Genomic DNA, 25,853 nt, shown 5'->3' with positions numbered 1-25,853 from the left:
AAGTGGCTGCCGGGCATGCATTGTCGGTGGCCGCGCCGCACGCAGGCGCCGTGGTTACCATGGCGCCATGCGAGTGGCGTTGCTGGTGCGTTGGTTGGGCGTGGTGCTGCTGCTGACGCTGCTCGCGCCGGGCGCGGCCTGGGCCATGCCCGGTTTTGACGCGGTGCGCGCGCACTGGCAATCGTCCGAGACAGTGCTGCTTTCGCGCGAGGGCGAGGTCATCGAGCGCGTGCGCACCGATGCCACGGTGCGGCGCGGCCAGTGGGTGCCGCTTGCCGAGGTGTCCGCCGCGCTGCGCCAGGCGCTGGTGCTCAGCGAGGACAAGCGTTTTTACGAACACAGCGGTGTCGATTGGGCGGCGGTCTCCAGCGCGGCCTGGGCCAATCTGCTCAACCGCAGGACGCGTGGCGCCAGCACCATCACCATGCAACTGGCAGGCCTGCTCGATGAGGACCTGCGTGCCAGCGGCGGCGGGCGCAGCCTGGCCGCCAAGGCGGGGCAAGCGCTGGCCGCGCGCGCGCTGGAGCAGGGCTGGCGCAAGGACCAGATTCTGGAGGCCTATCTCAACCTGGTGCCGTTTCGCGGCGAGATTGTGGGCATCGATGCGCTCAGCCGCACGCTGTTTGGCAAGGCCGCGCACGCCCTGGATGCGCGCGAGGCGGCGGTGGCGGCGGCGCTGGTGCGCGCGCCCAATGCCGCGCCGGGCGTGGTGGCGCGCCGAGCCTGCGGCGTGCTGCGCGCGATGCAGGCGCAGGCCGATTGCGAGGCGCTGGATTTCTTCACCGAGGCGGCGCTCAAGCGACGCGCGTTTGGCGTGACCGACGGCATGGCGCCGCACTTTGCGCGCCAGTGGCTCAGGACGGCCCATGCCAAGGGCGAGCGCACGCCGCTGAGCGCGCCGCTGCAGCGCTTCGCGGGCGGGCTGCTGCAGCGCCACCTGCGCGAGCTGCGCGGGCGCCATGTGCAGGACGGCGCCATCGTTGTGCTCGATAACGCCAGCGGCGAGGTGCTGGCCTGGGTCGGCTCCTCCGGCAGCCTGAGCGAGGCGCCCGAGGTCGATGGCGTGCTGGCGCTGCGCCAGCCCGGCTCCACCCTCAAGCCGTTTTTGTACGCCCAGGCGCTGGCCGAGCGGCGCCTGACGGCCGCCTCGCTGGTGCATGACGCGCCGACGCAGATTTCGACCGCCGGCGGGCTCTACATCCCGCAGAACTACGACCGGCACTTCAAGGGCTGGGTTTCGGTGCGCACGGCGCTGGCCTCGTCGCTCAACGTGCCGGCCGTGCGCACGCTGGTGATGGTCTCGCCCGATGCCTTCTTCGCGCAGCTGCGCGCGCTCGGCCTGCCGCTGCGCGAATCGGGCGGCTACCACGGCTACAGCCTGGCGCTGGGCGCGGCCGAGGTACCGTTGCTGCAGCTCACCAATGCCTATCGGGCGCTGGCCAATGGCGGGCGCTACACACCGCCCGCGCTGCGCCTGGGGCAGCCCGCGGCCCGGCCGGTGCAGGCCGTGCCCGAAGCGGCGGCCTTCATCGCCGGCGACATGCTCTCGGATGCCAACGCGCGCGTGCCCACCTTCGGGCCGGACAGCGTGCTGAACACCCGTTTCTGGACGGCGGTGAAGACTGGCACCAGCAAGGACATGCGCGACAACTGGGCGGTGGGCTGGTCGGCGCGCTACACCGTGGGCGTGTGGGTGGGCAACGCGGCGGGCGGCGCCATGCACGATGTCAGCGGCGTGAGCGGCGCGGCGCCGATCTGGGCCGAGCTCATGGCCTGGCTGCACCGCGGCGTGCCCAGCCGCGCCCCCGAGGCGCCCGCGGACGTGGTGCGCGCGCCTGTGCGCTTTGCCGCGCCGAGCGCAGAGGCGCAACGCGATGAGTGGTTCGTGCAGGGGACGCAGCAGGCGCTTTTTGCCATCAAAACAGAAGCTGTCGACGCAGATGTGGCAAGCGTTGAAGCCCGAAATGCATCTGAAAAAATCGGCGTGAACCCGCTTGCGCGCGGGCGCATTCTGGCGCCGGCGTCCGGCACCATCCTGGCGCTGGATCCCGACATTCCGCCCCGCCACCAGCGGGTCTGGTTCGAGGCCGCGGGCGCCGCGGCGCTGGCCTGGCGCATCGACGGCAAACCCGTGGGGCGCGGCGCGCGCGTCGCCTGGCTGCCGTGGCCGGGGCGCCATGAGGTGCAGCTCGTCGACGCGGCTGGGACGGTGCTCGACCGCGTGCGGCTGGAGGTGCGCGGCGCGGGCCTCAAGCCGCCCAGCTGAGCTGGTTCTTGCCCAGGTGCTTGGCGCGGTACATCGCGTGGTCGGCGTGCGCCAGCAGCGCGTTCGCATCCGCGCCATGGCGGGGGTAGAGCGCGATACCCACGCTGGCGGAGATCTGCGCCTGCGCCTGCTGCAGCACGAAGGGCAGGGCCAGCGCCTGCAGCGCCTTGCGTGCCACGGTCTCGCAATCCTGCGCGTCGGCCACCACGGGCAGCAGCAGGCTGAATTCATCGCCGCCGAAGCGCGCCACCATGTCGTTGGCGCGCAGGCATTCGCGCAGGCGCTGCGCCACCTGCTGCAGCAGGAGGTCGCCCATCGCATGGCCATGCAGGTCGTTCACCTGCTTGAAGCCGTCCAGGTCCAGGCACAGCACGCCCACCTGTGCGCCTTCGCCGCGCGCATTGCCCAGCGCCTGCTCCAGCCGCTGCAGCATGAGCACGCGGTTGGGCAGCCCGGTGAGCGCATCGTGCGTGGCGGCATGCGACAGGCGCGCCTCCAGCGCCTTGCGCTCGCCGATGTCCTGCGCCACGACGATGATGAAGACCGGCTGGCCGTGCGCGTCGCTGACGGCGCCCAGCGTCTCGGCCACCCATTGCGCCGATCCATCCTTGCGCCGGTAGCAGGTCTCGGCCTGGGGTGCATCGGTGCCGGCGGGCGCCGCCAGGCAGGCGGCGATGCGTCCGCGCTGGGCCTCCTGGTGGGCGCCGTCGCACAGGGCGATGGTGTCGCGCCCGCGCAGCTCCGCCAACCCGTAGCCGAGCAGGTTGCAGAACTTCTCGTTGGCGGCCAGGAGGGTGCCATCGGGCGCGATGTGCGCCATCCCTGACGCCGCCTGGCGGAAGGTGGCGTGAAAACGCGCCTCGCTGGCGGCCAGCGCCTGCATGGCCGCGCGCTGACGCGCCAGCAGGGTGAGCAGCAGCGCGGTGAGCAGCAGCAGCAAGGCGCTGGCGACGCTGGCCTGCACCAGATAGGTGCCGCGCCGGTGCAGCGCGGGGGCCAGCTCATCCTGCAGTGGCGTGCCGATGGCGACGATGAGCGGGTAGCCGCTCACGCTGCGAAAGCTCATCACGCGCGCCACCCCGTCAAGCGCCCCGCCATCGTCGACCCGCTCGCCCTCGCCGGCCTGGCTGCGGCCGTGCAGCCAGGGCAGCCGCGCCGCCGTGGCGCCAAAGGTCTGGCTGCCGCCGATCGAGCGGCTGCGCACGATGCCGTCGATCCCGGTGAGCTCCAGCAGGCCTTGCCCGTGCAGCTGGATTTCCTGGGAAAAGCGGGTGAACTGCGCCGGATCGACCGAGAGCACCACCACGCCGCCAAAGCGGCCATCGGCCTGCGTGATGCGCAGGGACATCGGCACCTGCCAGTGCCCGGAGACGCGGCCGAGCACGGGCGCGCCCACGTAGAGGGTGTCTTGCGTGTTGCGCTGCTGGGCGAGGAAGAACGGGCGGTCGCTGTAATCGACCGCGCCGTGCGGCTGGCTGCTGGCGATGAGCCGCCCTTGCGCATCGACGATGCTGATGATGGTGAACATGCTCTCGCGGATCACGCCGCGCGCGGCCCAGGTGCGCAATTCGGCGCTGACTTGCCGCAGGCTGGCCTTGCCATGTTCCAGGTAATGCTCGCGGGCGAGCGCGGCCACCTGCTCGGCGGCCTTGAGCGTGCGGGCTATCTGCTCTTCGTAGGCGATCGCCAGGTTGGCATTCGCCTGCTTGGCGGCGGCGATCGCCTCGCTGCGCTCCAGCCGGATGCGCCCCAGCGTGTTCCACCACAGGCCGGCGATGATGAGCGCGCAGACCAGCGCGACCACGGCGTTCAGCGGCGCCGGCAGCCCGTCGCGCCAGGAGGCCGCCGCCGGGCGTGGGCTGGGGGCCGCGGGCGTGGAGGGCGACATGGTGTGGTGGCTGCGGATGAAAACGCTGCGCCACTGTAGTGCAATTGGGCCGCGCTGAGCGCAGCCGCAGCCGTGCGCTTTTATAGTGTGCGGGGCATGCCGGCTTTGCCGATGAAAGAGGTTGCCATGAATATCGCGAGTCTGCTCGATCGCAGCGCCAGAATCCATCCCGGGCGCCCGGCGCTGCTGCACGGCGCGCGGGTATTGCACAGCTATGCCGGCCTGGCGGCCCGCGTGGCCGCGCTCGCGGGCCACCTGCGGCACGCCTGCGGCGTTGCGCCGGGTGACCGGGTGGCGATCTATGGCGCCAACTGCCCGGCCTACCTGGAGGCGCAGCAGGCCATCCACTGGTGCGGCGCAGTCGTGGTGCCGGTCAACTACAAGCTGCACGCGAAAGAGCTGGCCCATGTGCTGGAAAACAGCGGCGCACGCGCGGTCTGCACCTCGCCCGAGCTGCGCGATGCCGCCCTGTCCATCGGGGCCGATGCCGCGCGGCTGCAGGTGCTGGGTTCGGACGGCTGGGAGACCGCGGCGCAGGGCGCGCCCTTGCCCATGCACGATGCGGCGCCCGAGGACCTGGCCTGGCTTTTCTACACCTCGGGCACCACCGGCAGGCCCAAGGGCGTGATGCTGACGCAGCGCAACCTGCTGGCGATGACCATGGCCTATTTCACCGACGTGGACAACGTAGCGCCCGAAGACGCCATGGTCTATGCCGCGCCGATGTCGCATGGCGCGGGGCTCTACCAGTACGCGCAGCTGCTGCGCGGCGCGCGCCACGTGGTGCCGCTCTCGGGCGGCTTTGATCCGGCCGAGCTGGCCGATCTGGCGCGCAGCGTGGGGCAGCTCACGCTTTTTGCCGCGCCGACCATGGTGCACCGGCTGGTCGCGCACCTGCAGCGGACGGGCGGCAATGGCGATGGCTTCAAGACCATCGTCTACGGCGGCGGGCCGATGTATGTCGAGGACCTGCGCCGTGCCATCGACGTGATGGGCCAGAAGTTCGTGCAGATCTACGGCCAGGGCGAATCGCCCATGACCATCACGGCGCTGGCGCGCGAACATCTCGCGGACACCGCCCATCCGCGCTGGACCGAGCGCATCGCCTCCGTCGGCGTGGCGCATGCCTGCGTGCAGGTGCGCGTGGTGGGCGCCGACGACCGCGATGTGCCCACCGGCGAACTCGGCGAGGTGCTGGTGCGCGGCGAGACGGTGATGGCGGGCTACTGGGCCAACCCCGAGGCGAGCGGCCAGACCCTGCGCGGCGGCTGGCTGCACACCGGCGACATCGGCAGCCTGGATGCCGACGGCTTCCTCACGCTGCGCGACCGCAGCAAGGACGTGATCATCTCCGGCGGCTCCAACATCTACCCGCGCGAGGTGGAAGAAGTGCTGCTGCTGCACCCGCGGGTAAGCGAGGTGGCGGTGGTGGGCGAGCGCGATGCGGAATGGGGCGAGATCGTCGTCGCCTTCCTGGTCGCCCAGGGCGAGCCGGCGCCCGATGCCGAGCTGGACGCGCTGTGCCTGAGCCACATCGCGCGCTTCAAGCGCCCCAAGCACTACCGCTGGCTGCCTGCGCTGCCCAAGAACGCCTACGGCAAGGTGCTCAAGACCGAGTTGCGCGGGCTGCGGGGCACGCCCAGCTGAGCCTCATGCGGAGAGAGCCTGCCGGCACCAGGCCTCGAAATCGGCCAGCGCCAGCGGCCTGCTGTAGTAATAGCCCTGGAAGGTGGTGCAGCCCATGGCAACGAGCAGGTCGCGCTGCGCGGCGGTTTCCACGCCTTCGGCAATCACGGCCAGACCCAGGCCGTGGGCCAGCGCCGCGACCGAGCGGGCGATGGCCGCATCGTTGGCATCGGTTTCCAGGTCGCGCACGAAGCCCTGGTCGATCTTGAGCTGCTGCAGCGGCAGGCGCTTGAGGTAGGCGAGAGATGAATACCCCGTGCCGAAATCGTCCAGCGAGAAGTGGATGCCGCGTGCCTGCAGCGCCGCCATGGTGGCGATCACCGCATCGGCGTCGCGCACCAGCAGGCTTTCGGTCAGTTCAAGTTTGAGGTGTGCGGGGGAGGCGCCCGTCGCCTCCAGCAGATCAAGCACATCCTGGGTGAAGCCGGGGTCAAGAAACTGCACAGCGCTCACGTTCACCGCCAGCACCAGCGCGGCGAACCGCGGCTGGTTTTGCCATGCGGCGAGTTGCTCGCAGGCGGCGCGCAGCACCCAGCGGCCCAGTGGCGCGATGAGCCCCGTTTCCTCGGCCAGCGTGATGAACAGACCCGGCGCGAGCAGGCCCCGCCCGGGGTGCTGCCAGCGCACCAGCGCCTCGGCGCCGACCACGGCCAGGCGCCCCTCCCGCAGTGCGACCTGCGGCTGGTAGTGCAGTCGCAGCTCGCCCGCCGCGATGCCCGCGCGCAGTTCGCGCTCCACGCGCATGCGTTCGCTCACGGCCTGTTCAAGCTGGGTATCGAAAAAATGCAGGCTGCCGTGGCTCGTCCGCTTGGCCTGGTACATCGCCAGCTCCGCCTGCTTGAGCAGCGCGTCGGCATCGAGCGTCTGGTCGGCAAACAGCACCACGCCCATGCTGGCGCTGCCCTGGTAGTCGGTACCGGCGATCCGGCAGGGTGCGGCCAGCGTCTGCAGGATGCGCGTGCCCACGGATTCGGCCTGCGCCGCGGCGTGTTCGCGGCTTTTGCAGATGCCGTGCAGCACGATGGCAAACTCGTCGCCGCCGGGGCGTGCCACGGTGGCGCCCTTGCCGGCGCAGGCGCTGATGCGCTCGCCCACGAGGCGCAGCAGCGCGTCGCCCTGCGGGTGGCCCATGGCATCGTTGAGCGAGCGGAAATTGTCCCAATCGAGCAGCAGCAGAGCGCCGTATTCGCCGGACTTCGCCACTTCGCGCCCGGCTTCGCACAGGCGTTCGTGCAGCAGCGCGCGGTTGGCCAGGCCCGTGAGCACGTCGTGAAACGCCAGGCGCTGGATCTCCCGCTGCGCGCGCTTCTGTTCCGAGAGATCGGTGTAGGTGGCCACCATATGGGCCACTGTGCCTCCGGCATCGGGCACGGCGGTGATCGTCATTCACTTGGGAAAGACGTCGCCGCTCCTGCGCCGGTCCCAGATTTCGCCCGCCCACTGGCCCGTGTTCTTGATCGATGCCAGCATGGCGCCGTAAAACGCATCGTCGTGGTGGTTGGCGCGGAACATCTTCGGGGTCTTGCCCAGCACCTCGGCTTCGCTGTAGCCCATGAGCGCGCAGAAGGCCTGGTTCACGCGCTGAATGCGCGCGCCTGCATCGGTGACCATGACGGCTTGCGTGCTGTGAAAAATGGCTTCGGCCACGCGCAGCTGCTCGTCCTGCTGTCGCAGGCGTGCCTGCGCCTGTGCCAGTCTCTTGGTTCCAAAAATATCCGGCATGTTTAGATGCCGCCCGGCAGCGGATCGCGCGCCGGCGCCGAGAGCTTGAAGGTGGGGTGGACCATGCCCATAGGGTGCACGATGCCGGTGGGCTGGCGGCTCGCCAGGATGCCGAGGAATTGATCGCCGAGATAGTCTTTCAGTGCCATGGCCTGTTGCACGCCCATTTGCCTTGGATGGCGCGGGAATCCAAAATGTTTCCCTCTCGGGGCGGCGCGATGGTGCAGTATCGCGGTTGGCTGAATGCTCGGTTTGTGAAAGAAGGAAACATGATGACTCACGAAGTGGTGGCGCTGAAAATCGATTTTGTCTCCGACGTGGTGTGCCCCTGGTGTGCCGTCGGCCTGCATGCGCTGGAGCGCGCGGCGGAGCTGGTGAAGGATGACGTGCGGCTCGACTGGCACTTCCAGCCGTTCGAGCTCAACCCCGGCATGGCCCCCGAGGGCCAGGACATGCAGGAGCATCTGCGCGAAAAATACGGTTCCACCGATGAACAGCAGGCGCAGATGCGCGACGCCATCACCGCACGCGGAGCGGAGGTGGGTTTTGTCTTTCACATGGACAAGCGCTCGCGCACCTGGAACACCTTCGATGCGCACCGCCTGCTGCATTGGTTGGGTGAAGAAGGCGAGGCGGGCCAGCAGCGCGCGCTCAAGCACGCCTTGCTGGCGGCCTATTTCACCGAGGGCAAAAGCCCGTCCGACCCTGCGGTGCTGCTGGAGCTTGTGGAGAGCCTTGGGCTGGATGTGCCGCGTGCCCAAGCGATTCTCGGAAGCACCGAATTCGCCGAGGCGGTGCGCGAGCGCGAGGCCTTCTGGCAGCGGCAGGGCATCCGTTCCGTGCCTTCCATCGTCATCAACGACCGCCACCTGATCCAGGGCGGTCAGCCGCCGGAGGTGTTTGCGCAGGCGCTGCGTCAGATCGCCAGCGCTAAGTAAAGAATGGTCCCGCCAGAAACGTTTGCAAAGTTCAGGTAAGGGCGTGCAAACCTTGGAAAAACAGCTGGCCCTGCAAAGTCTGGCAAGGCATGATGGCCCCATGGTTCATTACACAAAGGAGGGTGCCATGCCTGCAACCGTTTCATCCGTCACCACCGCCGCCCCGCTGCTGCGCCGCCGTGGCCTGGCTGCAGCCTGCGTCGCCATGGCGCTGGGCCTGGGCGGGTTGGAAGCACGAGCCCAATCGCGCGACGATCGGCGCCACCACGATCAGCGCCCGGGTTCGCGGCCCCAGCCGCAGCGGCCATCGCAAAGCCACGGACGGCCACCGGCACAGCATCGCCCCCCGCAAAGCCATGGGCGCCCGCCTGAACACCGGCCCATGCCGCCACGCTACGGCGCGGGGCCCGACCGCCGCTGGTACCGTGGTGATCGCGTGCCTTACCAATACCGCTCGCACCAGTACGTGGTGAGCGACTGGCGCAGGCACCGCCTGAGCCCGCCGCCGCGCGGCTACCACTGGGTGCAGTACGGTGCGGATTACATGCTGGTGGCCATTGCCACCGGCGTGATTGCGCAGCTCATTTTGAGTCGTTGAATTCATTCGTTAGGCGTTAGGCGTCCCCGGTATTTCACGCCTAACGCCTAACGCCTAACCCTCAACCCCCCGGCGCATCAGTAGCTGCGCCCACCCTTGTACATCGCATGCTGGCGCCGGTGCAGCGGCGCCACCTCGCCCACGCGCGCCATGGCGGCGCCCGCGTGGGCGTGGGTGATGGCCAGGCCCAGCGCGTCGGCGGCATCGGTGCCCGGCAGGCCGGGCAGGTGCAGCAGCCGGCGCACCATTTCCTGCACCTGCGATTTCGCTGCGCGTCCGTGGCCCACCACGGCCTTCTTCATCTGCAGCGCGGTGTATTCGGCCACCGGAAGATTGGCATGCACCAGCGCCGTCAGCGCCGCGCCGCGCGCCTGGCCGAGCAGCAGCGTGGACTGCGGGTTGACGTTGACGAAGACGATTTCGACGGCCGCGCAGTCGGGCGCGTAGCGCTCGGCCACCTCGCTGATGCCGTCGAAAAGCAGCTTCAGCCGCCCCGGCAGATCGCCCAGCGCCAGATCAGCGCCGCCGCGTTTTGTGGTGCGTATGGTGCCGCTGGCGACGTAGGAAAGCCGCATGCCGTCGGCCTGCAGCACGCCGAAGCCGGTGGTCTGCAGGCCGGGGTCTATGCCGAGGATGCGCATGGGTCGGGGTGAGAAACAGGCTTGGAGCTTACGGCAGTTGCGCCGCCGGCATGCGCGCCAGGATGGTGCGCGTGCGCCCGGCGAGGTAGGCCGACTGGGGCATTTTCTCGAAACGGCGCGGCGCGGGCAGCATCACGGCCAGGCGCGCGGCTTCGGGGGCGGTGAGCTGGCTGGCGGGCTTGCGGTAGTAATGCCGCGCCGCGGCTTCGGCACCCCAGATGCCGTCGCCCCATTCGACGTGGTTCAGGTAGAGCTCCAGGATGCGCTGCTTGGTCAGGAAAAACTCCAGCGTGTAGGCCAGCACCAGCTCCTGGCCCTTGCGCACCAGCGTGCGCTCGCCCGAGAGCAGCAGGTTCTTGGCCAGCTGCTGGGTGATGGTGGAGCCGCCGCGCAGCCGCAGGGCGCGCGCGTGCCGCTTTGGGTGCTGCTGGGCCTGCTCGCGCGCGGCCGCATTGCGCTCCCAGGCCTTTTCGATCGCCGTCCACTCGACGCCGTCATGCTGCACGAAGCCATCGTCCTCGGAGGCGATGACGGCGCGCTTGAGCTGCGCGGAAATCTGCGCGTAAGGCACCCACTGCTGCTGCCAGTGCAGCGAACCTGGCGATCGCCATTGCTGCCACAGCGCGCTGCGCTCAAAGCTGGTCGATGCCGGGTCGATGCGCGCCATGAGCGCGATGCGGAGCACGAAAAAAAGCTGCAGCGCGAGGAACGCCAGCAGCACCAGCGCCAGCCAGCGCACGAGACCCTTCATGCTGGCGCCAGCAACGCGCGCAACTCGGCCAGCACCTGCTCCGCGGGCGGGCGCACGCCGCGCCACAGCAAAAAGGATTCGGCCGCCTGCTGCACCAGCATGCCCAGGCCGTCGCGCGCGTGGGCGCCATGCTGCGTGGCCCAGTCGAGAAAGCCCTGTGCCGGGGCGCCATACATCATGTCGCAGGCCAGGCTGCCGGGGCGCAGCACGCTGGCGGGTACCGGGACGCCGCCGCCCGAGAGGCTGCTGGAGGTGGCGTTGATGATTACATCGAAATCGGTCTCTGGCGCTTGCTGGCCAAGCGCCGTAAGCTCTGTTTTTGTGAGCATTGCCAGCGCGAGGTGGCGCTCGACGAGCGCCTCGGCGCGTGCCTGGGTGCGGTTGCAGACGGCGAGGCGCCGCGGTGCGCGCGCCAGCAGCGGCGCGAGCACGCCGGCCGCGGCGCCGCCTGCGCCGATGAGCAGCACATCGCGCCCGGCCAGCGGCACGCCTGCGCCCTGCTCGATGTCGGCCACCAGCCCCAGGCCGTCGGTGTTGTCGGCGTGGATGCGCCCGTGGGCGAGTACCAGCGTGTTGGCCGCGCCCGCCTGCGCCACGCGCTCGCTGCGGGTGTCGGCCAGCCGCGCGGCCTCGTGCTTGAAGGGCACGGTGATGTTGCAGCCGCGCCCGCCGGCGTTGGCAAAGTCGCGCAGCGCGGCGGCAAAGCCGTCCAGCGCCACCAGCTGCGCGCCGTAGTCGAGGGTCTGGCCCGTGAGCGCGGCGAAGCGCGCGTGTATCCAGGGTGAGCGGCTGTGGCCAACGGGGTGGCCCATGACGCAGTAGCGGTCCGTGCCTGTCATTGCGGCTCCATGACTTTGGTTTGCAGCACCTGTTCGCGCGTGAACCTGAAACGCGCGACGACGGCGAGCTGGTCGGTCTTGGCGCGCATCTCGGCGTTGAACGGGCCGAACGGCCCGGCGGCGCGGGCGATGGCTTCGGCGCGGCTGTCCAGCAGCCGGTTGCCCGAGCCCTGCACGATTTCGGTCGAAAGCACGCTGCCGTCGAAGTTCACGGTGAGAATCATCACCAGATCGCCATAGAGCTTCTTGCCGCCCGCTTCGGGAAAGTTGCGCGTGCCTTTGTTCTCCACCTTGCGGCGCAGCTGGTCGTAGTACAGCGCATACACCGCCTCGCGCGTGGCGGGGCTGATGTAGCGCTTGCGCGGGCGGGCGTTTTCCTCGTTCACGCGCTTTTCAATCTCGGCCAGCAGGCGGATGAGCTGGCGGCGTTTTTCTTCCTGCGCGCGGCCCTCGGGGCTTTGCCTGGCCTGGCGCGGATCGGGCTCGGGCATCACGGCCAGCTGGCGCCGCACCTGCGTCAGCAGCTGGTTCTGCTCCTGCAGCATCTGGTCCATCTGCTTCTGCGTGTCCTCGGTGTCGTCGCCCATGGCGGTCAGGGCGGAGTAGGGCAGCGGGCTGGTGGCGCGGCCCTTGTCGGCGTCGCCGCCGCCGGCCAGCGAGGTCTGCGCCACGGCCTGCGCCTTCTCCGGCGCTTCCTTGCCCTTGGCGTTGACGAGGATCACCTCCAGCGGCGTGTCTTCAAAGAGGCGGTCAAACGCCGCCGGCGCCACGAAGCGCACCGAGAGCAGCGCCGCATGCACCGCCAGCGAAACGCCCAGCGCGATCTGCAGCGTGCTGAACTGGCGCAGGTGCTGCCGCCAGCTCACGGCGCGGGGGCCTCCGCGGCGGCATCCGCGCCTTCGCTCACATCCACCGCAATCGACAGCGTGGCTTGCGGGGCTTCGGCGTCTTCATCGTCGATCACCGCATCATCGCTTGCGTCCAGCGGACCGTCGAGCCGCCCGGCCAGCGTGCCGTTGATCTCCAGCGTGATCTCGTCGGCCACGCCCAGATGCACGCGCACGCGCGCCCCACGCGGCAGGCCTTGTGCCCCGAGCACGGGCAGCACCAGCGGCAGCGCATCGGCGCGCACCAGAAAGTCGCCGTTCATGCCTTCGCGGATCACGGCGGCATCGAGCTCGGTGATGGCGTTCTGCTTGAGGTAGCGCAGCGTCCACCAGCGCTCCATGCTCGATTGGTAGGCGTTGTAGGCGCCGTAGGTGGCGTCGAAGCTGCTGATGATGGCGAACAGGCTCGCGTCCTTGGGCTTGAAGGGAGCGGCCAGCGCCGCGGTGGTGCCGTGGCGCACGCAGGCGATGATCTGCCACTGGTTGAGCAGATCGACGTAGCGGCGCAGCGGCGAGGTGGCCCAGGCGTAGCAGGGCACGCCTATGCCGGCGTGCGGCAGTGCCTTCAGGCCCATGCGCACTTTCACGCCGGGGGCGATGCTCGCCTGGCTGCGGTAGATGCCGGGTACGCCGTGCTCGGCCAGCATGCGGCCCCAACTGCTGTTGGCGACGATGGCAGCCTCCGCGACGATGAGATCCAGCGGCGCGCCGCGCTTGCGGGTGGCTATCGATACCGTCTCGCTGCCGTCGGGCTCATCGCCGGTGCCGCCCGAAAGGCGGAAGGTGTAGTCCGGCCGGTTGAAGTTCTCGGGCTTGCCGCGTACCTCTTCGCGCTGTGCCTTCAGGTGGCGTGCCAGCTTGTATAAAAAAGTGAGCTCTTCGCGCTTGTCTAGCAAGGGTTTTGGTGTGTTTTCGCTTGAAATTTCCGGGTGCGTGATCCAGTCCTCGGTCACGATGGCGTCGAGCCGGTCGTGGCGGAAGTTGATCGCCACCTGCACACGCTCCAGCCGGGTTTCCCTGGCGAGCACCTCCAGCGTCGCCTCGTCATAGGTGACGTAGAGCGACACCGCCGGGTTGGCACGCTCGGCATCCAGCGTGTACAGCTGCACCACCTCGGGCGGCAGCATGGTGATCTTGTGGCCGGGCAGGTAGACGGTGGAGAGGCGCTGGCGCGCGATCGCGTCCAGCGCGTCGTCCGGCTGGATGGCCAGGCCAGGCGCGGCGATATGGATGCCCACGATGACGCGCCCGCTGCCCAGGCCCTGCACCGAGAGTGCGTCGTCGATCTCGGTGGTTTCGGAGTCGTCGATCGAATACGCCGTGACCGGCGCCAGCGGCAGCTCCTGCGGCGGCTCGGGCGCGGCCATCGGGGCAAAGCCCGTGCCCTTGGGAAACCATTCAAACAGAAAGCGCTGCCAATGAAAGTCGTAGGCCGAGGCCATCGCCCCCGCGTCCTGCAGCAGCGCCAGCGGCGCCTTGTGCGTGGCGCGGCTGGCCTCCACCACGGCCTTGTATTCGGGCGCGTTCTTGTCCGGCTTGAAGAGGATTTTGTAGAGCTGCTCGCGAATCGGCGCCGGGCAGGTCCGCGCCGCGAGTTCGCCAGCCCAGGCGTCGATCTGCGCCTGCACCTGCTTTTTCTTCTCGATCGCCGCCAGCGCCTGCTGCACGATTTCCGGCGGCGCCTTCCTGAACCGCCCCTTGCCGGCGCGGCGAAAATAATGCGGCGCCTCGAACAGCGCCATCAGCATGCCGGCCAGTTCCGGCGCCGGCGCCTTGTCGGAAAAATACTCGTGCGCCAGCTCGGCAAAGCCGAACTCGCCCTCGGGCGCGAACTCCCAGGCCAGCGGCAGCTCCACCGTGCTGGCAATCTGCTGCGCCTGCGCCAGCAGGTCATCGGGGGCTGGCTGCTCGAACTTCAGCAGCAGGGCCGCGCTTTTGACCTTGACGCGCTTGCCGCTGGCCAGCTCCACCTGGGCGGAGCTGTCGGTCTCGGAGAGGATGCGCCCGGCGTGGAACTTGCCCGCGTCTTCAAACAATGCATGCATGGGGTGAATTTTCCCATGCAGCGGGCGGCGTCAAACCTCCAGCACCAGCTGCGGGTCGAAATTCACGTTCTCGTTCACGCCGTCGCGCGCGTAGCCGCGCGGGTTGGCCACCACGCGCGTGCGGCCGACGCGGTAGTCGAAGCTGTCGTGCACGTGGCCGTGCAGCCACAGCGCGGGCTGCCAGCGCTGGATCTGCGGCTCCAGGTCGGAAATGAAGGCCGCGTTGATCGGCGAGCCGGCAAATTTGGTGGCGATGCTGCCGCGCGCGGGCGCAAAGTGCGTGATGACGACGGTGGGGCCATCGAAGGGCTCGGCAAAGCGTTTTTCCAGCCAGGCGACGGATTGGTCGAACAGCAGTTGCGACACCGCCGGCGTGAAGCAATCGGCAAATTCCGGCGCCACCGTGATGCGCGTGTAGTCGCGTGCGAACTGGGTGATCTTGGCGATGGCCGCATCGCGCTCCTCGCGCGAGGCCAGCAGGCGAAAGTCAGACCACAGCGTGCAGCCGAGAAAGCGCACGCCCTGGTGGTGCCATTCGTCCTGCTCCAGGATGCGCACATGGCTGCCCGCGGCGTGCTGGCGCAAGGCGCGGTCCGTGCCCACCAGATCGCCGCCAAAAAATTCATGGTTGCCGGCGACGAACAGTGTCGGCTGGCGGTACTGGCGCGCCCAGGCCATGGCCTGCCCGGGCCGGTGCAGATCGCCGGCCAGCACCACCACATCGGCATCGGTGGGCGGCGGCTCCATGGGTTGAACGGACAGGTGCAGGTCGGAGAGCAGGGCGATCTTCATGGCGTGGGAAACAGGATGGAATGCATGACCCCGCCAAGGATACGGCAGCCTGCGCCGCCGTGCAGGGCATCCCTATGCGAGTGCGCAGAACTCCAGCACGCGGTCGAGCAGCGCCTCGAAGCCGGACAGCGCATGGTCGCCGCCCTGCAGCACGATCTGCTCGGCCTGCGGGTAGCGCGCCACCATTTCGCGCCAGTCCAGCACCTCGTCGCCCTGGGCGGCCACCAGCAGTTCACGCCCCGCGGGGGCGTGGGAGCGCAGGTCCAGCGCCTGCAGCTCGGCGATGTATTCCTCGCGAAACCAGAAGCGATCCTCGGGCTGGTGCCAGCTGCTTTGCTCGCCGATGTACTGCACCAGGTCCCGCGCCGGGTGGATGGCCGGGTTGAGCAGCACGCTGGTGCAGCGCTTGCGCCCCGCCACCCAGCTGGCGTAATAGCCGCCCAGCGAGGAGCCGATCACCGCCATGCCGGCGCCGGGCCAGCCGGCGATGCCGGCCGCCACCAGCGCCATCGCCTCGCGTGGCGAGGGCGGCAGCTGCGGACACCAGAACAGCACCCGCGGATGCCGCTGCGCGACCGCGCGCACCACCATGCGCGCCTTGGTGGACTGGGGCGAGGAGCGAAAGCCGTGCAGGTAGAGCAGATGGGTGGCGGGCATGGTTTTGGCGGGGATGCGCTCAACGGGCAGTGCGGATTGTGGGCGGAAAAAAACCGCCCCGTGGGGCGGTTGCGATGGTTTGATGCCTCAAAGCCCCAGCCGCGCCAGCATGGCATCCAACGCCGTCTGGTTCAGGCGCCGGGTCTGCGTGGCGTTGAAGTTGAGGTCCATTCTGGGCTGGCGTGCCTGGTAGACAAAAACACCCGTGGGGGCACCCCAGTCGATCTCGGTGTAGACCACCTCCGCGTAGTTCACGCTATCCACCACCGCCGGATGGCCGGCAAAGCGCATGATGGGCGCGCCGTTCACGGTCTCGATGCGGTAGGTGCCGGTGGTCGTGGTCTTGCAGTTGGGCGGCACGGCGAAATTGTTGTCCGTGTTGTCCAGATCACACTCGTAGTACTGCACCGCACCGGACTTCGCATCCGTGGCCGGGCCGAAGGCCACGCGCATCGCCTTGTGCGCCGCGGAGCCGAGCGCCAGAGACAAGGTGGTCGGCCCCGGATTGCTCAGGTCCACATCGGCGGTCTTGAACCCTGCCGGCAGGGCGCCGAGCGACGCTGCCCTGGCCTGCGCTATGGCGCGGCTGCGCAGGTTGTCTATGGTCATGGGGGGCATGAGAACCATGCTGGTGCTGAGGCTTTCCATGGACCCGGCAGGGAAGCTTGCCGCGCCCAGCGCGGTGTTCAGGCTGGCCGTCGAAGCGCCCGGGTTGATGGTGTTGCCGGGCGCTGCCTGCCAGCGCGCCACGAGCGCCGCCATGGCTTCGCCGGCCACGGCGCGTTCCTCGCTGAAGCTCACCGAAGGCCGGGAGCCGCAGTACACGGCGCGGCTGGGGTTGCCTTGCGTGACGCTCGCCGGTGCGCTGCGGTTGCAGTACTGCCAACCCGTGGCGCTCAGCATGGCGGTGTTGTACAGCGCGTTGTTTGTACCGCCGTCAGATCGCGGCACGCCGCCGATGGCGCCCTTGCGTTGGTCGGAGTAGGTCTGAAGATCGGCGCCGGCGGCCTTGGCGTTGAACTCCAGGGACTGCACGAAGTAGTTGCTGGTATCCGTGAAAGAGAGCTGGTTGCCGGCCCGGCTCATGGCCACGGCGGCCTGCTGGTCGCCAACTTCCAGCGTTGCTCCGGCTTGAATCGCTCTGGCGGTCATGGCAGCCATGGCGCGCGCGCTGTCCTGCACGGTGGTGCCATAGGCGGGATCGTCCTGGTAGCCATCGATCTTGGCCTGGGCGATGCCCAGCTGGATGGCGACGTTGCCGCGTGCCGCGGCCTCCGTCATGCCGGCGGCGACGCCCGCCTGCACGAGCGTGGTGAGCGGGTTGATGCCGCCAGCCGATCCCGCGGGCCGGGTCAGGACGTAGTCGACAGACGTGGTTGCCTGCCCCGGGTTGGCGGCGTCGATGGCCGTGGTGGCGGCGCTGGCATCGCCCGCGCGCACGATGGCGATCAGCCGGGATGCCGCAGCCTGCGCCTCGGTGGCGGAAAGCGAATACATGCCATCCGCGCTGGTCGGTGCCGACGCGGGTTCACCGGTGTCGCACTGGTTGTTGGCATTGGTGTCCAGGCAGACCACGACATTCTGCAGCGCCGCATTGCGCGTGACCTGGCCCGACAGCGTGACGCTGCCCGGCGCGGGCGCGGGCGCCGGAGCGGGCGCTGGCGCTGGCGCTGGCGCCGGGGCGGGTCCATCGTCGCTGCCGCCGCCGAAGCAGCCGGTCAGGCCGATGGCCGTGGCCGCCAGCAAGGCGTTGAGGCGAAAAATCCGTGAAGTGCTGGGCATGGGTTGTCTCCTGGTTGACGGTTTGATGCAATGCCGGGGGCGGCAGAGTGCGGCGGTCGCGGGTGCGGGTGCACCCTCTCTCCTCTTTCCCTCCACGCGCCGATTGAACGACGGCACGGCCTGTGGCGCATCACCCAGTTGGGTGAGGCTGTGGCTCAGGAGGCGCCGCTTCCCAGCACCAGCCCCATGCGGCTGGCGGCGACGATGGCCTGGGTGCGCGTGGTGACGCCCAGCGCGCGCAGCACCGCGCTGACGTGGGTCTTGGCGGTGTTGTGGCTCAGGCCCAGCTCCTGGGCGATGAGCTTCATCGGCTTGCCTTCCAGGATCAGCCGCAGCACCTGCGTCTGGCGCGGGGTGAGCCCGAGTTCGGCAGGACTGGTGCGCGGCTGCGGGGGCGCTGGTGGCAGGGCGCCGGCCAGGCTGAGCGGCGGCAGGTAGATGCCGTGCGCCAGCACGGTGCGCAGGGCGTCGATCATCTGCTGCGACGAGCTTGACTTGGGGATGAAGCCCATCGCGCCGCGTTGAATGGACTGCACCATGGTGACCTGGTCCTCCAGCGAGGACAGCATGACCACCGGCACCTCGGGGTGGTGCTCGCGCAGCACCTCCAGTGCCTGCAGGCCGTGCGTGCCGGGCAGCATGAAGTCGAGCAGGATCAGGGCGATGCCCCCGTCCCCGCCAAGGGCGGCCAGTGCCTCGTCCACGTTCGCCGCGTGCCGGATCCGCACTGCCGGATCGAGCTCCTTGAGCAGCAGCGCGACGCCGTCGCGAAACAGCGCGTGGTCGTCAACCAGCAGGACGTTCATGCTCCGAGTCTGCCGCCGATGGCACCGGCTCGCATCCCCCGATTGGGTGACCGCTCAGGGCATTTTCGATCGCCGCCAGCAGCCGGTCGGCGCTTACCGGCTTGTGCAGCAGGGGCAGATCCGCATCGGCCACGCGGCGCAGGTCGGGCGCGCCGATGTCGCCGGTGATGATGATGGCGGGCACCGGCTCGCCCATGCGTTCGCGCAGCAGCCGCACCGCGTCCAGACCGTTCTGGTGCCCGCGCAGGCGGTAGTCGCACAGGATCAGGTCGGGGTTGCGCAGGTGCTCTTCGAGCAGGGTCAGGCATTCATCGGCCGATGCGGCGGCGAGCACATGCGCGCCCCAGCGGTGGCACAGCGCCTGCATCGCGCGGCGGATGTCGGCCTCGTCGTCGATCACCGCGATGAAGGCGCCCGCGATGTCCGGCCCGTCCGCCGGGGCCTCGGGCCGCGCCGGCATCCGCGGCTGTTCGTCGGCCATCGGCAGCAGGATGGAAAAGCAGCTGCCGCGGCCCGGCGTGGAGCGCAGACTGTACTGGTGCTCCAGCAGATCCAGCGTGCGCTTGACGATGGCCAGGCCCAGGCCCAGCCCCTTGCCGCGGTCGCGCTCGGGGTTGTCGATCTGGAAGAACTCCTCGAAGATGCGCGACAGCTGGTCCGGCGCGATGCCGATGCCGGTATCCCAGACCTGCAGCTCGATGCCGCCCGGGCGCCGCCGGCATCCCACCAGCACCTTGCCGTGCTGGGTGTAGCGGATGGCGTTGCCGACCAGGTTGCCCAGCACCCGCTCCAGCAGCACGGGATCGGTGCGCACGGCGCAGCGCGTGGGCGCCGCGACCAGCCGCAGCCGCTTGCGCTCGGCTTCCGGCCCGTGGCTGGCCACCACCCGTTGCAGCAGCTCACCCAGCGCGCAGTCGGCCAGAACGGGGGTGGACATGCCGGCATCCAGCCTGGAAATATCCAGCAGGCCGACGAACAGCGCTTCCATCGCGGAGACCGAGGTCTGGATGTGCCCCACCAGCGTGCCGACCTCGGGCGTGACCGCCTGGCGCTGCATCACGCCCACCAGCAGGCTGATGGTGTGCAGCGGCTGGCGCAGGTCGTGGCTGGCCGAGGCGAGAAAGCGCGTCTTGTCGCGGCTTGCCTGCTCGGCTTCCTCGCGTCTGGCCTGCAGCAGGGTATTGGCGTCCACCAGTTCCCGGGTGCGGTCGGCCACGCGGGTTTCCAGCAGCCCATACGAATCGCCCAGGCGCTGCGCCATCTGGTTGAAGCGCTCCGCGAGCTGGCCCAGCTCGTCGCGGCGCGCCAGCGTGATGCGGTGCTCGAGCTGGCCCTGGCCGATGCGGTCGGCCCCTTCGGCCAGCCGCCGGATCGGGCGCACCACGCGGCGCGCCAGCACGATGCCGACGGCCGAGCCCGCCAGCACGGCCAGCGCGAGCACCAGCAGCGTCGTGGTCAGCGCACGGCGGATCGGTGCATAGGCTTCGCGGCGCGGCTGCTCGGTGATCAGGTGCCAGCCGGGCATGCTCAGCGGTGCCGCGTGGGCCACCATGGCGCGGCCTTCGGGCGCCTCGAATTCGATCAACCCGCCGGCGGGCTCCGGCGCGGCTGCCGCGCGCACCGGCGCCCGGGTGGCCCAGTCGGTGCGCGCCAGCACCTGCAGGAAATCGGGATGCGCCAGCAGCCGCCCCTGGCCATCGACGATGTAGGCCAGCCCCTCGCGGCCGAAGCGGGTGTCGTCGATGATTTGGCGCAGCTGCGCCAGCTCGATCTCGGCCGCCAGCACGCCGCTTTCCGGGAGCCGGCCGCGCAGCGCCATCACCACGCGCGGCTGGTTGCCGACGAAGCTGACCGGGCCGAACCACGGCGCCTCGGCGCCCGCGTGCAGGAACTCGGGCGACTGGCTGCGGTCTTCACCCACGCCGATGCGGTCGGGCGCCATGCGCGCGATGCGCACGCGCTCCTGGCCGTGCGGGGCGATCCAATACAGCTCCTGGATCGCCCGCGACTGTTTCAGCAGCCGGTACAGCTCGAACTGGATGTCGGCATCCGCGTCACCCAGGTGGCGCGTGTCCTGCAGCCGCAGGGTGGCCTGCAGCAAGGTATCGATCTGACCGATGAAACGCTCGATCCGCGCCGCGGCCTTGGCGGCTTCCAGCGCCTGCCGCGCCTCGACGGCGCCGCGCGTTTCGCGCTGAATCAGCCAGAGCTGCGCCAGCCCGCTGATCGCCAGCACCAGCGTGACGAGCCCGGCCACCCACAGCGCGTAGGTCTGCCACAGACGCTGGAGGCCGAGCGGGCGCATCAGCGGGTGGAGGGCTGTGCGGCGGTGATGCCGTCGCCCCCTGCCTCGGCGGTGGGCGCCAGCGTCTTCTCGCCGGGCCGGATCAGGCGGTCGGCGCGGGCGACGAGCGCGGGCGGCAGCGTGATGCCCAGGCGCTGCGCGGTATCGAGGTTGACCACCAGCGCCGCGTCGTACAGCTCCTCGACCGGCAGCTCAGCCAGCGGGCGGCCGCGCAGAATCTGATCGACATACTGCGCGCCGCGCCCGCACATGTTGACGCGGCCGATGGAGCCGTAGCTGAGCAGACCGCCGTGGCGGGTGGCAAACCAGGAGTGGTGCGCGATGGTGGGCAGGCGCACCCGCAGCGCCTGGCGCGCATGCGCCTCGAAGAACGCCGGGGAATCGGGCAGGATCATCACCGCATCGACCTTCTGCCGCGCCAGTTCATCCCAGGCGCCTGCCATGTCGGCCTCGCCCGAAAAGCGCACGCGCACGCCTTCGATGCCGGCCTGCGCCAGCGGACCCTCCATGGAGCCCAGGCCCTTGAGCCGTTCGTGCGCCGTGTTGCCGCTGTTGGTGATGACGCCGATGCGCCGTGCCTGCGGAAACGCCTGCAGCAGCACCTCCAGCGGCTTGAGCACGAATTGGCCCGAAAAACCCAGCGACACGCCGGTGACGTTGGCCAGCGGGCGCAGCTGCGCGTCGAGCACCGGGCGGATGTTGGTCGGGCCCATCACCACGATGGGCACGGTCTGCGTGGCCTTCATCAGTGCGTCGGTTTCGGCGTTGTTGGTGGCCAGCAGCACGGCGGGGTTGCGGGCGGCCAGCGTGCGTGCCAGGGCCGGGATGCGCGCTGGATCGCCGCCGGCGTCGATGGACTCCAGCGTCAGCTGCTGATCGAAGGACCAGCCGGCCTGCTCCAGCCCGGTGCGCAACTGCTGCATGCACAACCGGTCCGACTCGCTTGCATTGAGGTTCAGGTAGGCGATGGAGCGGGGCGCCGCCGTTTGCGCATGCACCGGCGCGTTGCCGACCAGCAGGGCGGCGAGCGCGAGCGCGGCGGCTCTCGGCTGTCTCGGCTGGAACAGAGGCATGGATGGGCTCCCGTGGTGTTGTTTTTGTCTATTAGGCATGAGGTCCAGATAGCGCGCAATACCCTGCCCAGGCGTGCTCGGGGCGTTGGCGGCTGGGATAATCGCGCCCCCATGCCGCTGGATACCTTTGACAAGCCCACCCTGCTGCAGCGCGTCATGCCGCTGCTGCGCGGCTTTGACATGCCGCTGCTGGCGCTGATCGCCGTGCTGATGGGCATAGGCCTGGTGGCCATGTATTCGTCGGGCTACGACTTTGCCCATCGTTTTGATGACCATCTGCGCAATCTGCTGCTGGCGCTGGGCATTCTGTTCATCGTCGCGCAGGTGCCGCCGCAGAGGCTCATGGCGATGTCCGCGCCGCTGTACGCCATCGGCGTGGCGCTGTTGATCGCGGTGGCGCTGTTCGGCATCACCAAGAAGGGCGCGCAGCGCTGGATCAACATCGGCGTGGTGGTGCAGCCCAGCGAGCTGATGAAGATCGCCATGCCGCTGATGCTCGCCTGGTGGTTTCAGCACCGCGAAGGGCAGTTGCGCGCGCTGGATTTCGGCGTGGCGGTGCTGCTGCTGGCGCTGCCCGTGGGCCTCATCATGAAGCAGCCCGATCTGGGCACCTCGCTGCTGGTGCTGGCAGCGGGGCTCTCGGTCATCTTCTTTGCCGGCCTGCCCTGGAAGCTGGTGCTGCCGCCGGTGGTGCTGGGCGCCATCGGTATTGCGCTGCTGGTGGCGTTCGAGCCGCAGCTGTGCGCCCAGGACGTGAATTGGCCGCTGCTGCACGACTACCAGCAGCAGCGCGTGTGCACGCTGCTCGATCCTTCGCGCGACCCGCTGGGCAAGGGTTTTCACATCATCCAGGGCATGATCGCCATCGGCTCGGGCGGTTTCTGGGGCAAGGGCTTCATGTCCGGCACGCAGACGCATCTGGAATTCATCCCCGAGCGCACCACCGATTTCATCTTCGCCGCGTTTTCCGAGGAGTTCGGCCTGGCGGGCAACCTGGTGCTGATCACCTGCTTTCTGCTGCTGGTCTGGCGCGGCCTGGCGATCGCCCTGCGCGCCACCACGCTGTTCTCGCGCCTGGTGGCCGGCGCGGTGGCGACGATTTTCTTTGCCTACGCCTTCGTCAACATGGGCATGGTCAGCGGCCTGCTGCCCGTCGTCGGCGTGCCGCTGCCGTTCGTGAGCTACGGCGGCACGGCGGCGGTCACGCTGGGCTTTGCGCTGGGCGTGCTGCTGTCGATTGCCCGGGCGCAGCGCCAGGAACCCGAGGGGCTGCCGGCGCCGTTGTAGCCGGTGTAGGACAATCTTCGCCATGATTTCACGCGAACCGACGATCGAGCGCCTGGCCACGGCCCGGGCGCTGCTGCTGGAGCCTTTTGGCCTGGATGAATCCCACCTCACGCGGGCGCTGGCGGAGATACGCGCGCACCGCGTGGACGATGCCGATCTGTACTTCGAGACCACGCGCAGTGAGGGCTGGAGCCTGGAGGAGGGCATCGTCAAGACGGGCTCGTTCTCCATCGACCAGGGCGTGGGCGTGCGCGCGGTCAGCGGCGAGAAGACGGCGTTTGCGTATTCGGACGACATCTCCGAGGCGTCCTTGCTGGATGCGGCGCGCACGGTACGATCGATTTCGGCTGCAGCGCAATCCAAGAAAGCGAAGATAGCTTCTCAAAAGATAGCTAAAAGCCGGGCGCTCTACCCGGCGTTTGATCCGATCGCGAGCATGGACAGCACCGCCAAGGTGCAACTGCTGGAGCGCGCCGAGCGCATGGCGCGCGCCCGGGATGGCCGCGTGGTGCAGGTGATGGCGGGCCTGGCCAGTGAATACGACGTGGTGCTGGTGGCGCGTGCCGACGGCACCCTGGCGGCCGACGTGCGCCCGCTGGTGCGCTTTTCGATCACGGTGATCGCCGAGCAGAAGGGGCGGCGCGAGGTCGGTTCGGCCGGGGGCGGCGGGCGCTTTGGCCTCGCGTATTTCAGCGACGCGCAGATCGGCAAGTATGTGGACGAGGCCGTGAATGCCGCCTTGGTGAATCTGGAATCGCGCCCGGCGCCGGCCGGCGAGATGACGGTGGTGCTGGGCCCCGGCTGGCCCGGCGTGCTGCTGCACGAGGCCGTGGGGCACGGGCTGGAGGGCGACTTCAACCGCAAGGGTTCAAGCACTTTCAGCGGCCGCATCGGCGAGCGCGTGGCCGCCAGGGGCGTGACGGTGCTGGACGACGGCACCATGGCCGATCGGCGCGGCTCGCTCAACATCGACGATGAAGGCCATGCGACGCAGAAAAACGTGCTGATCGAGGACGGCGTCCTCAAGGGCTACATGCAGGACGCGCTCAACGCCCGGCTGATGGGTGTGGCGCGCACCGGCAACGGCCGGCGCGAGAGCTACGCCCACGTGCCCATGCCGCGCATGACCAATACCTACATGCTCAGCGGCGACAAAGACCCGCGGGAGATCGTCGCCAGCATCAAAAAGGGCCTGTTTGCCACCAACTTCGGCGGCGGGCAGGTGGATATCACCAGCGGGAAGTTCGTCTTCTCGGCCAGCCAGGCGTGGTGGGTGGAAAACGGCAAGCTGCTCTACCCCGTCAAGGGCGCGACGCTGGTGGGCAACGGGCCCGACGCGCTCAAGAAAATCCGCATGATAGGCAACGATCTGGCGCTGGACAGCGGCGTGGGCACCTGCGGCAAGGAAGGCCAGAGCGTGCCGGTGGGCGTGGGCATGCCGACGCTGCGCATCGACGGGCTGACCGTGGGCGGTACCGCCTGATGGCTGTAGCGCGGCGGCAACGCCCCATGTTGCAGTGCCGCAAATCGTGCTACATTGAATGCATGGCTTCGCACCGCGCTTTCTACTTTTACTTTTGGTTCTCGACCCAAGGCGGTTGAGAGGTACGCGCGCATGCATTGAGCCCCTTCTCTACAAAAGACCGCCGCAGCGAAAGCCCGGCGGTTTTTTTATGGCTTTCAAACCCAACCGCAAGGAAGACACCATGAATCCCCCCAGCAGCAAGAACGAATCTTGGCAGTACGGCACGCCCACGACGAGCGCCACCGACGACCAACGCATCCAGGGCATTACCGTGCTGCCCCCTCCGGAACACCTCATCCGCTTCTTCCCGATCCGCGGCACCGCGGTCGAAACCCTGATCGCCGACACGCGCCGGCGCATCCACCGCATCATGCGCGGCGAGGACGATCGCCTGCTGGTCATCATCGGGCCGTGCTCGATCCACAACCCGGAGGCGGCGATTGAATATGCCCGCAAGCTCCAAGCCGTGCGCGAGCAGTACCAGGATCGGCTGGAGATCGTGATGCGGGTTTACTTCGAAAAGCCGCGCACCACCGTGGGCTGGAAGGGCCTGATCAACGATCCGTACCTCGATGGCAGCTACCGCATAGACGAGGGCCTGCGCATTGCCCGCCAGCTTCTCATTGACATCAACCGCCTGGGTGTGCCGGCGGCCAGTGAGCTGCTCGATACCATCAGCCCGCAGTACATCGGGGATCTGATCAGCTGGGGTGCGATCGGCGCGCGCACCACGGAGAGCCAGGTGCACCGTGAGCTGGCCTCGGGCATGTCGGCACCGATAGGCTTCAAGAACGGCACCGATGGCAACATTCGTATCGCCACCGATGCGATCCAGTCTGCCAGCCGCGGCCACCACTTTCTGTCGATTCAGAAGAATGGCTTGGTGGCCATCGTGCACACCGCCGGCAACCAGGATTGCCACGTGATTCTGCGCGGCGGCAAGGAGCCCAACTACGACGCCGCCAGCGTGGCTGTGGCCTGCAAACAGCTGCAGGAAGCCGGCCTCACGCCCTCGCTGATGATCGATGCCAGCCACGCCAACAGCCGCAAGCAGCACGAGCGGCAGGTGGAGGTGGTGGCAGACATCGGTGTGCAGGTGGCGGGCGGCACGCAGGGCATCTTTGGCGTGATGATCGAAAGCGCACTGGTGCCGGGCGCACAAAAATTCACCCCGGGCAAGGACGATCCGCACCAGCTTGTCTATGGCCAGAGCATCACCGATGCCTGCCTCGGCTGGGAGGACTCGCTGGGCTGTCTGCAAACCCTGGCCGACGCCGTGGCGGCGCGCCGCGAGAAGGCGCCGGCCGTGCAGGAAAACGAAGCTCTGGCATCGGTGTAAGCTTTTGCCATTGCAACAGGAGGCCA

General features: G+C 68.9%; 22 protein-coding genes. 7 read left to right on the top strand and 15 right to left on the bottom strand.

The features are described 5' to 3' along the window. Window positions 1-67: 67 nt before the first annotated feature. Window positions 68-2,266, top strand: coding sequence for a penicillin-binding protein 1C (gene pbpC, locus K320_RS0103540; protein ID WP_024537501.1), 2,199 nt, complete (start codon window positions 68-70; stop codon window positions 2,264-2,266). On the opposite strand, the gene K320_RS0103535 is transcribed toward pbpC, so the two are convergent. Next, window positions 2,250-4,154 carry a sensor domain-containing diguanylate cyclase gene (locus K320_RS0103535; protein WP_024537500.1) on the bottom strand — a complete coding sequence of 635 codons (1,905 nt, stop codon included), beginning with the start codon at window positions 4,152-4,154 and terminating at the stop codon, window positions 2,250-2,252. The genes pbpC and K320_RS0103535 overlap by 17 nt on opposite strands. 126 nt (window positions 4,155-4,280) lie before the next feature. Here K320_RS0103535 and K320_RS0103530 point away from each other — a divergent pair, with 126 nt between their 5' ends. Next, entirely contained in the window at window positions 4,281-5,801 is a 1,521-nt protein-coding gene (locus K320_RS0103530; RefSeq protein WP_024537499.1) for an AMP-binding protein, read from the top strand. Between the two features lie 3 nt (window positions 5,802-5,804). Here the strand turns inward: K320_RS0103530 and K320_RS17970 are convergent, their stop codons facing one another. Genes K320_RS17970 through K320_RS18940 form a run of 3 tightly spaced genes read right to left on the bottom strand, consistent with a single transcriptional unit; the run spans window position 5,805 to window position 7,711 of the window. After that, on the bottom strand, window positions 5,805-7,226 hold the full coding sequence (locus K320_RS17970) for a putative bifunctional diguanylate cyclase/phosphodiesterase (protein ID WP_051384819.1): 1,422 nt from the start codon (window positions 7,224-7,226) through the stop codon (window positions 5,805-5,807). Next, window positions 7,227-7,562, bottom strand: coding sequence for a PAS domain-containing protein (locus tag K320_RS18315; RefSeq protein WP_051384818.1), 336 nt, complete (start codon window positions 7,560-7,562; stop codon window positions 7,227-7,229). It abuts the gene before it with no gap. Window positions 7,563-7,564: 2 nt separating this feature from the next. Beyond that, window positions 7,565-7,711, bottom strand: coding sequence for a hypothetical protein (locus K320_RS18940; protein ID WP_156913799.1), 147 nt, complete (start codon window positions 7,709-7,711; stop codon window positions 7,565-7,567). 120 nt (window positions 7,712-7,831) lie between these two features. On the opposite strand from K320_RS18940, the gene K320_RS0103515 reads away from it, so the two are divergent. Continuing rightward, window positions 7,832-8,500, top strand: a complete 669-nt coding sequence (locus K320_RS0103515) for a DsbA family oxidoreductase (protein WP_024537498.1) — start codon at window positions 7,832-7,834, stop codon at window positions 8,498-8,500. A gap of 127 nt (window positions 8,501-8,627) precedes the next feature. Next, on the top strand, window positions 8,628-9,098 hold the full coding sequence (locus tag K320_RS0103510) for an RcnB family protein (protein ID WP_024537497.1): 471 nt from the start codon (window positions 8,628-8,630) through the stop codon (window positions 9,096-9,098). A 77-nt stretch (window positions 9,099-9,175) separates the two neighbouring features. On the opposite strand, the gene ruvC is transcribed toward K320_RS0103510, so the two are convergent. The 11 genes from ruvC to K320_RS0103455 form a co-directional block, all read right to left on the bottom strand. Continuing rightward, window positions 9,176-9,739: a crossover junction endodeoxyribonuclease RuvC gene (gene ruvC / locus K320_RS0103505; protein ID WP_024537496.1), complete on the bottom strand. Its 564-nt coding sequence runs from the start codon at window positions 9,737-9,739 to the stop codon at window positions 9,176-9,178. A 28-nt stretch (window positions 9,740-9,767) separates the two neighbouring features. Further along, a complete protein-coding gene (gene mtgA, locus K320_RS0103500; RefSeq protein WP_024537495.1) occupies window positions 9,768-10,490 on the bottom strand; it encodes a monofunctional biosynthetic peptidoglycan transglycosylase in 723 nt (240 codons plus the stop codon). Further along, window positions 10,487-11,329 carry a shikimate dehydrogenase gene (gene aroE, locus K320_RS0103495; protein WP_024537494.1) on the bottom strand — a complete coding sequence of 281 codons (843 nt, stop codon included), beginning with the start codon at window positions 11,327-11,329 and terminating at the stop codon, window positions 10,487-10,489. The genes mtgA and aroE overlap by 4 nt, the downstream gene beginning before the upstream one ends. Beyond that, window positions 11,326-12,195 carry a TonB family protein gene (locus K320_RS0103490; protein WP_024537493.1) on the bottom strand — a complete coding sequence of 290 codons (870 nt, stop codon included), beginning with the start codon at window positions 12,193-12,195 and terminating at the stop codon, window positions 11,326-11,328. Before K320_RS0103490 ends, aroE begins: the two co-directional genes overlap by 4 nt. Beyond that, window positions 12,192-14,261 (bottom strand): ribonuclease catalytic domain-containing protein, encoded by a 2,070-nt coding sequence (locus K320_RS0103485; protein WP_024537492.1) that lies wholly within the window; start codon window positions 14,259-14,261, stop codon window positions 12,192-12,194. Before K320_RS0103485 ends, K320_RS0103490 begins: the two co-directional genes overlap by 4 nt. Window positions 14,262-14,291: 30 nt before the next feature. Further along, a complete protein-coding gene (locus tag K320_RS0103480; protein ID WP_024537491.1) occupies window positions 14,292-15,053 on the bottom strand; it encodes a metallophosphoesterase in 762 nt (253 codons plus the stop codon). 72 nt (window positions 15,054-15,125) lie between these two features. After that, window positions 15,126-15,710: a YqiA/YcfP family alpha/beta fold hydrolase gene (locus tag K320_RS0103475; RefSeq protein WP_024537490.1), complete on the bottom strand. Its 585-nt coding sequence runs from the start codon at window positions 15,708-15,710 to the stop codon at window positions 15,126-15,128. 87 nt (window positions 15,711-15,797) lie between these two features. Continuing rightward, window positions 15,798-17,492 carry a hypothetical protein gene (locus tag K320_RS0103470; protein ID WP_024537489.1) on the bottom strand — a complete coding sequence of 565 codons (1,695 nt, stop codon included), beginning with the start codon at window positions 17,490-17,492 and terminating at the stop codon, window positions 15,798-15,800. 155 nt (window positions 17,493-17,647) lie between these two features. After that, the gene (locus K320_RS0103465; RefSeq protein WP_024537488.1) at window positions 17,648-18,298 is read right to left on the bottom strand and encodes a response regulator transcription factor; all 651 of its coding nucleotides are present in this window, start codon (window positions 18,296-18,298) and stop codon (window positions 17,648-17,650) included. Continuing rightward, window positions 18,279-20,603 (bottom strand): hybrid sensor histidine kinase/response regulator, encoded by a 2,325-nt coding sequence (locus K320_RS18310; protein ID WP_024537487.1) that lies wholly within the window; start codon window positions 20,601-20,603, stop codon window positions 18,279-18,281. Before K320_RS18310 ends, K320_RS0103465 begins: the two co-directional genes overlap by 20 nt. Next, window positions 20,603-21,676, bottom strand: a complete 1,074-nt coding sequence (locus K320_RS0103455) for an ABC transporter substrate-binding protein (protein ID WP_024537486.1) — start codon at window positions 21,674-21,676, stop codon at window positions 20,603-20,605. The genes K320_RS18310 and K320_RS0103455 overlap by 1 nt, the downstream gene beginning before the upstream one ends. 111 nt (window positions 21,677-21,787) lie before the next feature. Here K320_RS0103455 and rodA point away from each other — a divergent pair, with 111 nt between their 5' ends. The 3 genes from rodA to K320_RS0103440 all read left to right on the top strand — a co-directional run bounded on the left by rodA (window position 21,788) and on the right by K320_RS0103440 (window position 25,827). Then, on the top strand, window positions 21,788-22,963 hold the full coding sequence (gene rodA, locus K320_RS0103450) for a rod shape-determining protein RodA (protein ID WP_024537485.1): 1,176 nt from the start codon (window positions 21,788-21,790) through the stop codon (window positions 22,961-22,963). Window positions 22,964-22,985: 22 nt separating this feature from the next. Further along, window positions 22,986-24,446 (top strand): metalloprotease TldD, encoded by a 1,461-nt coding sequence (gene tldD, locus K320_RS0103445; protein WP_024537484.1) that lies wholly within the window; start codon window positions 22,986-22,988, stop codon window positions 24,444-24,446. A 223-nt stretch (window positions 24,447-24,669) separates the two neighbouring features. Further along, window positions 24,670-25,827 (top strand): 3-deoxy-7-phosphoheptulonate synthase, encoded by a 1,158-nt coding sequence (locus tag K320_RS0103440; protein ID WP_024537483.1) that lies wholly within the window; start codon window positions 24,670-24,672, stop codon window positions 25,825-25,827. Window positions 25,828-25,853: the final 26 nt, after the last annotated feature.

Source organism: Comamonas badia DSM 17552, assembly GCF_000484635.1.
Lineage (GTDB): Bacteria > Pseudomonadota > Gammaproteobacteria > Burkholderiales > Burkholderiaceae_C > Comamonas_C > Comamonas_C badia.
This window is presented reverse-complemented; position numbering and strand designations above follow the sequence as displayed.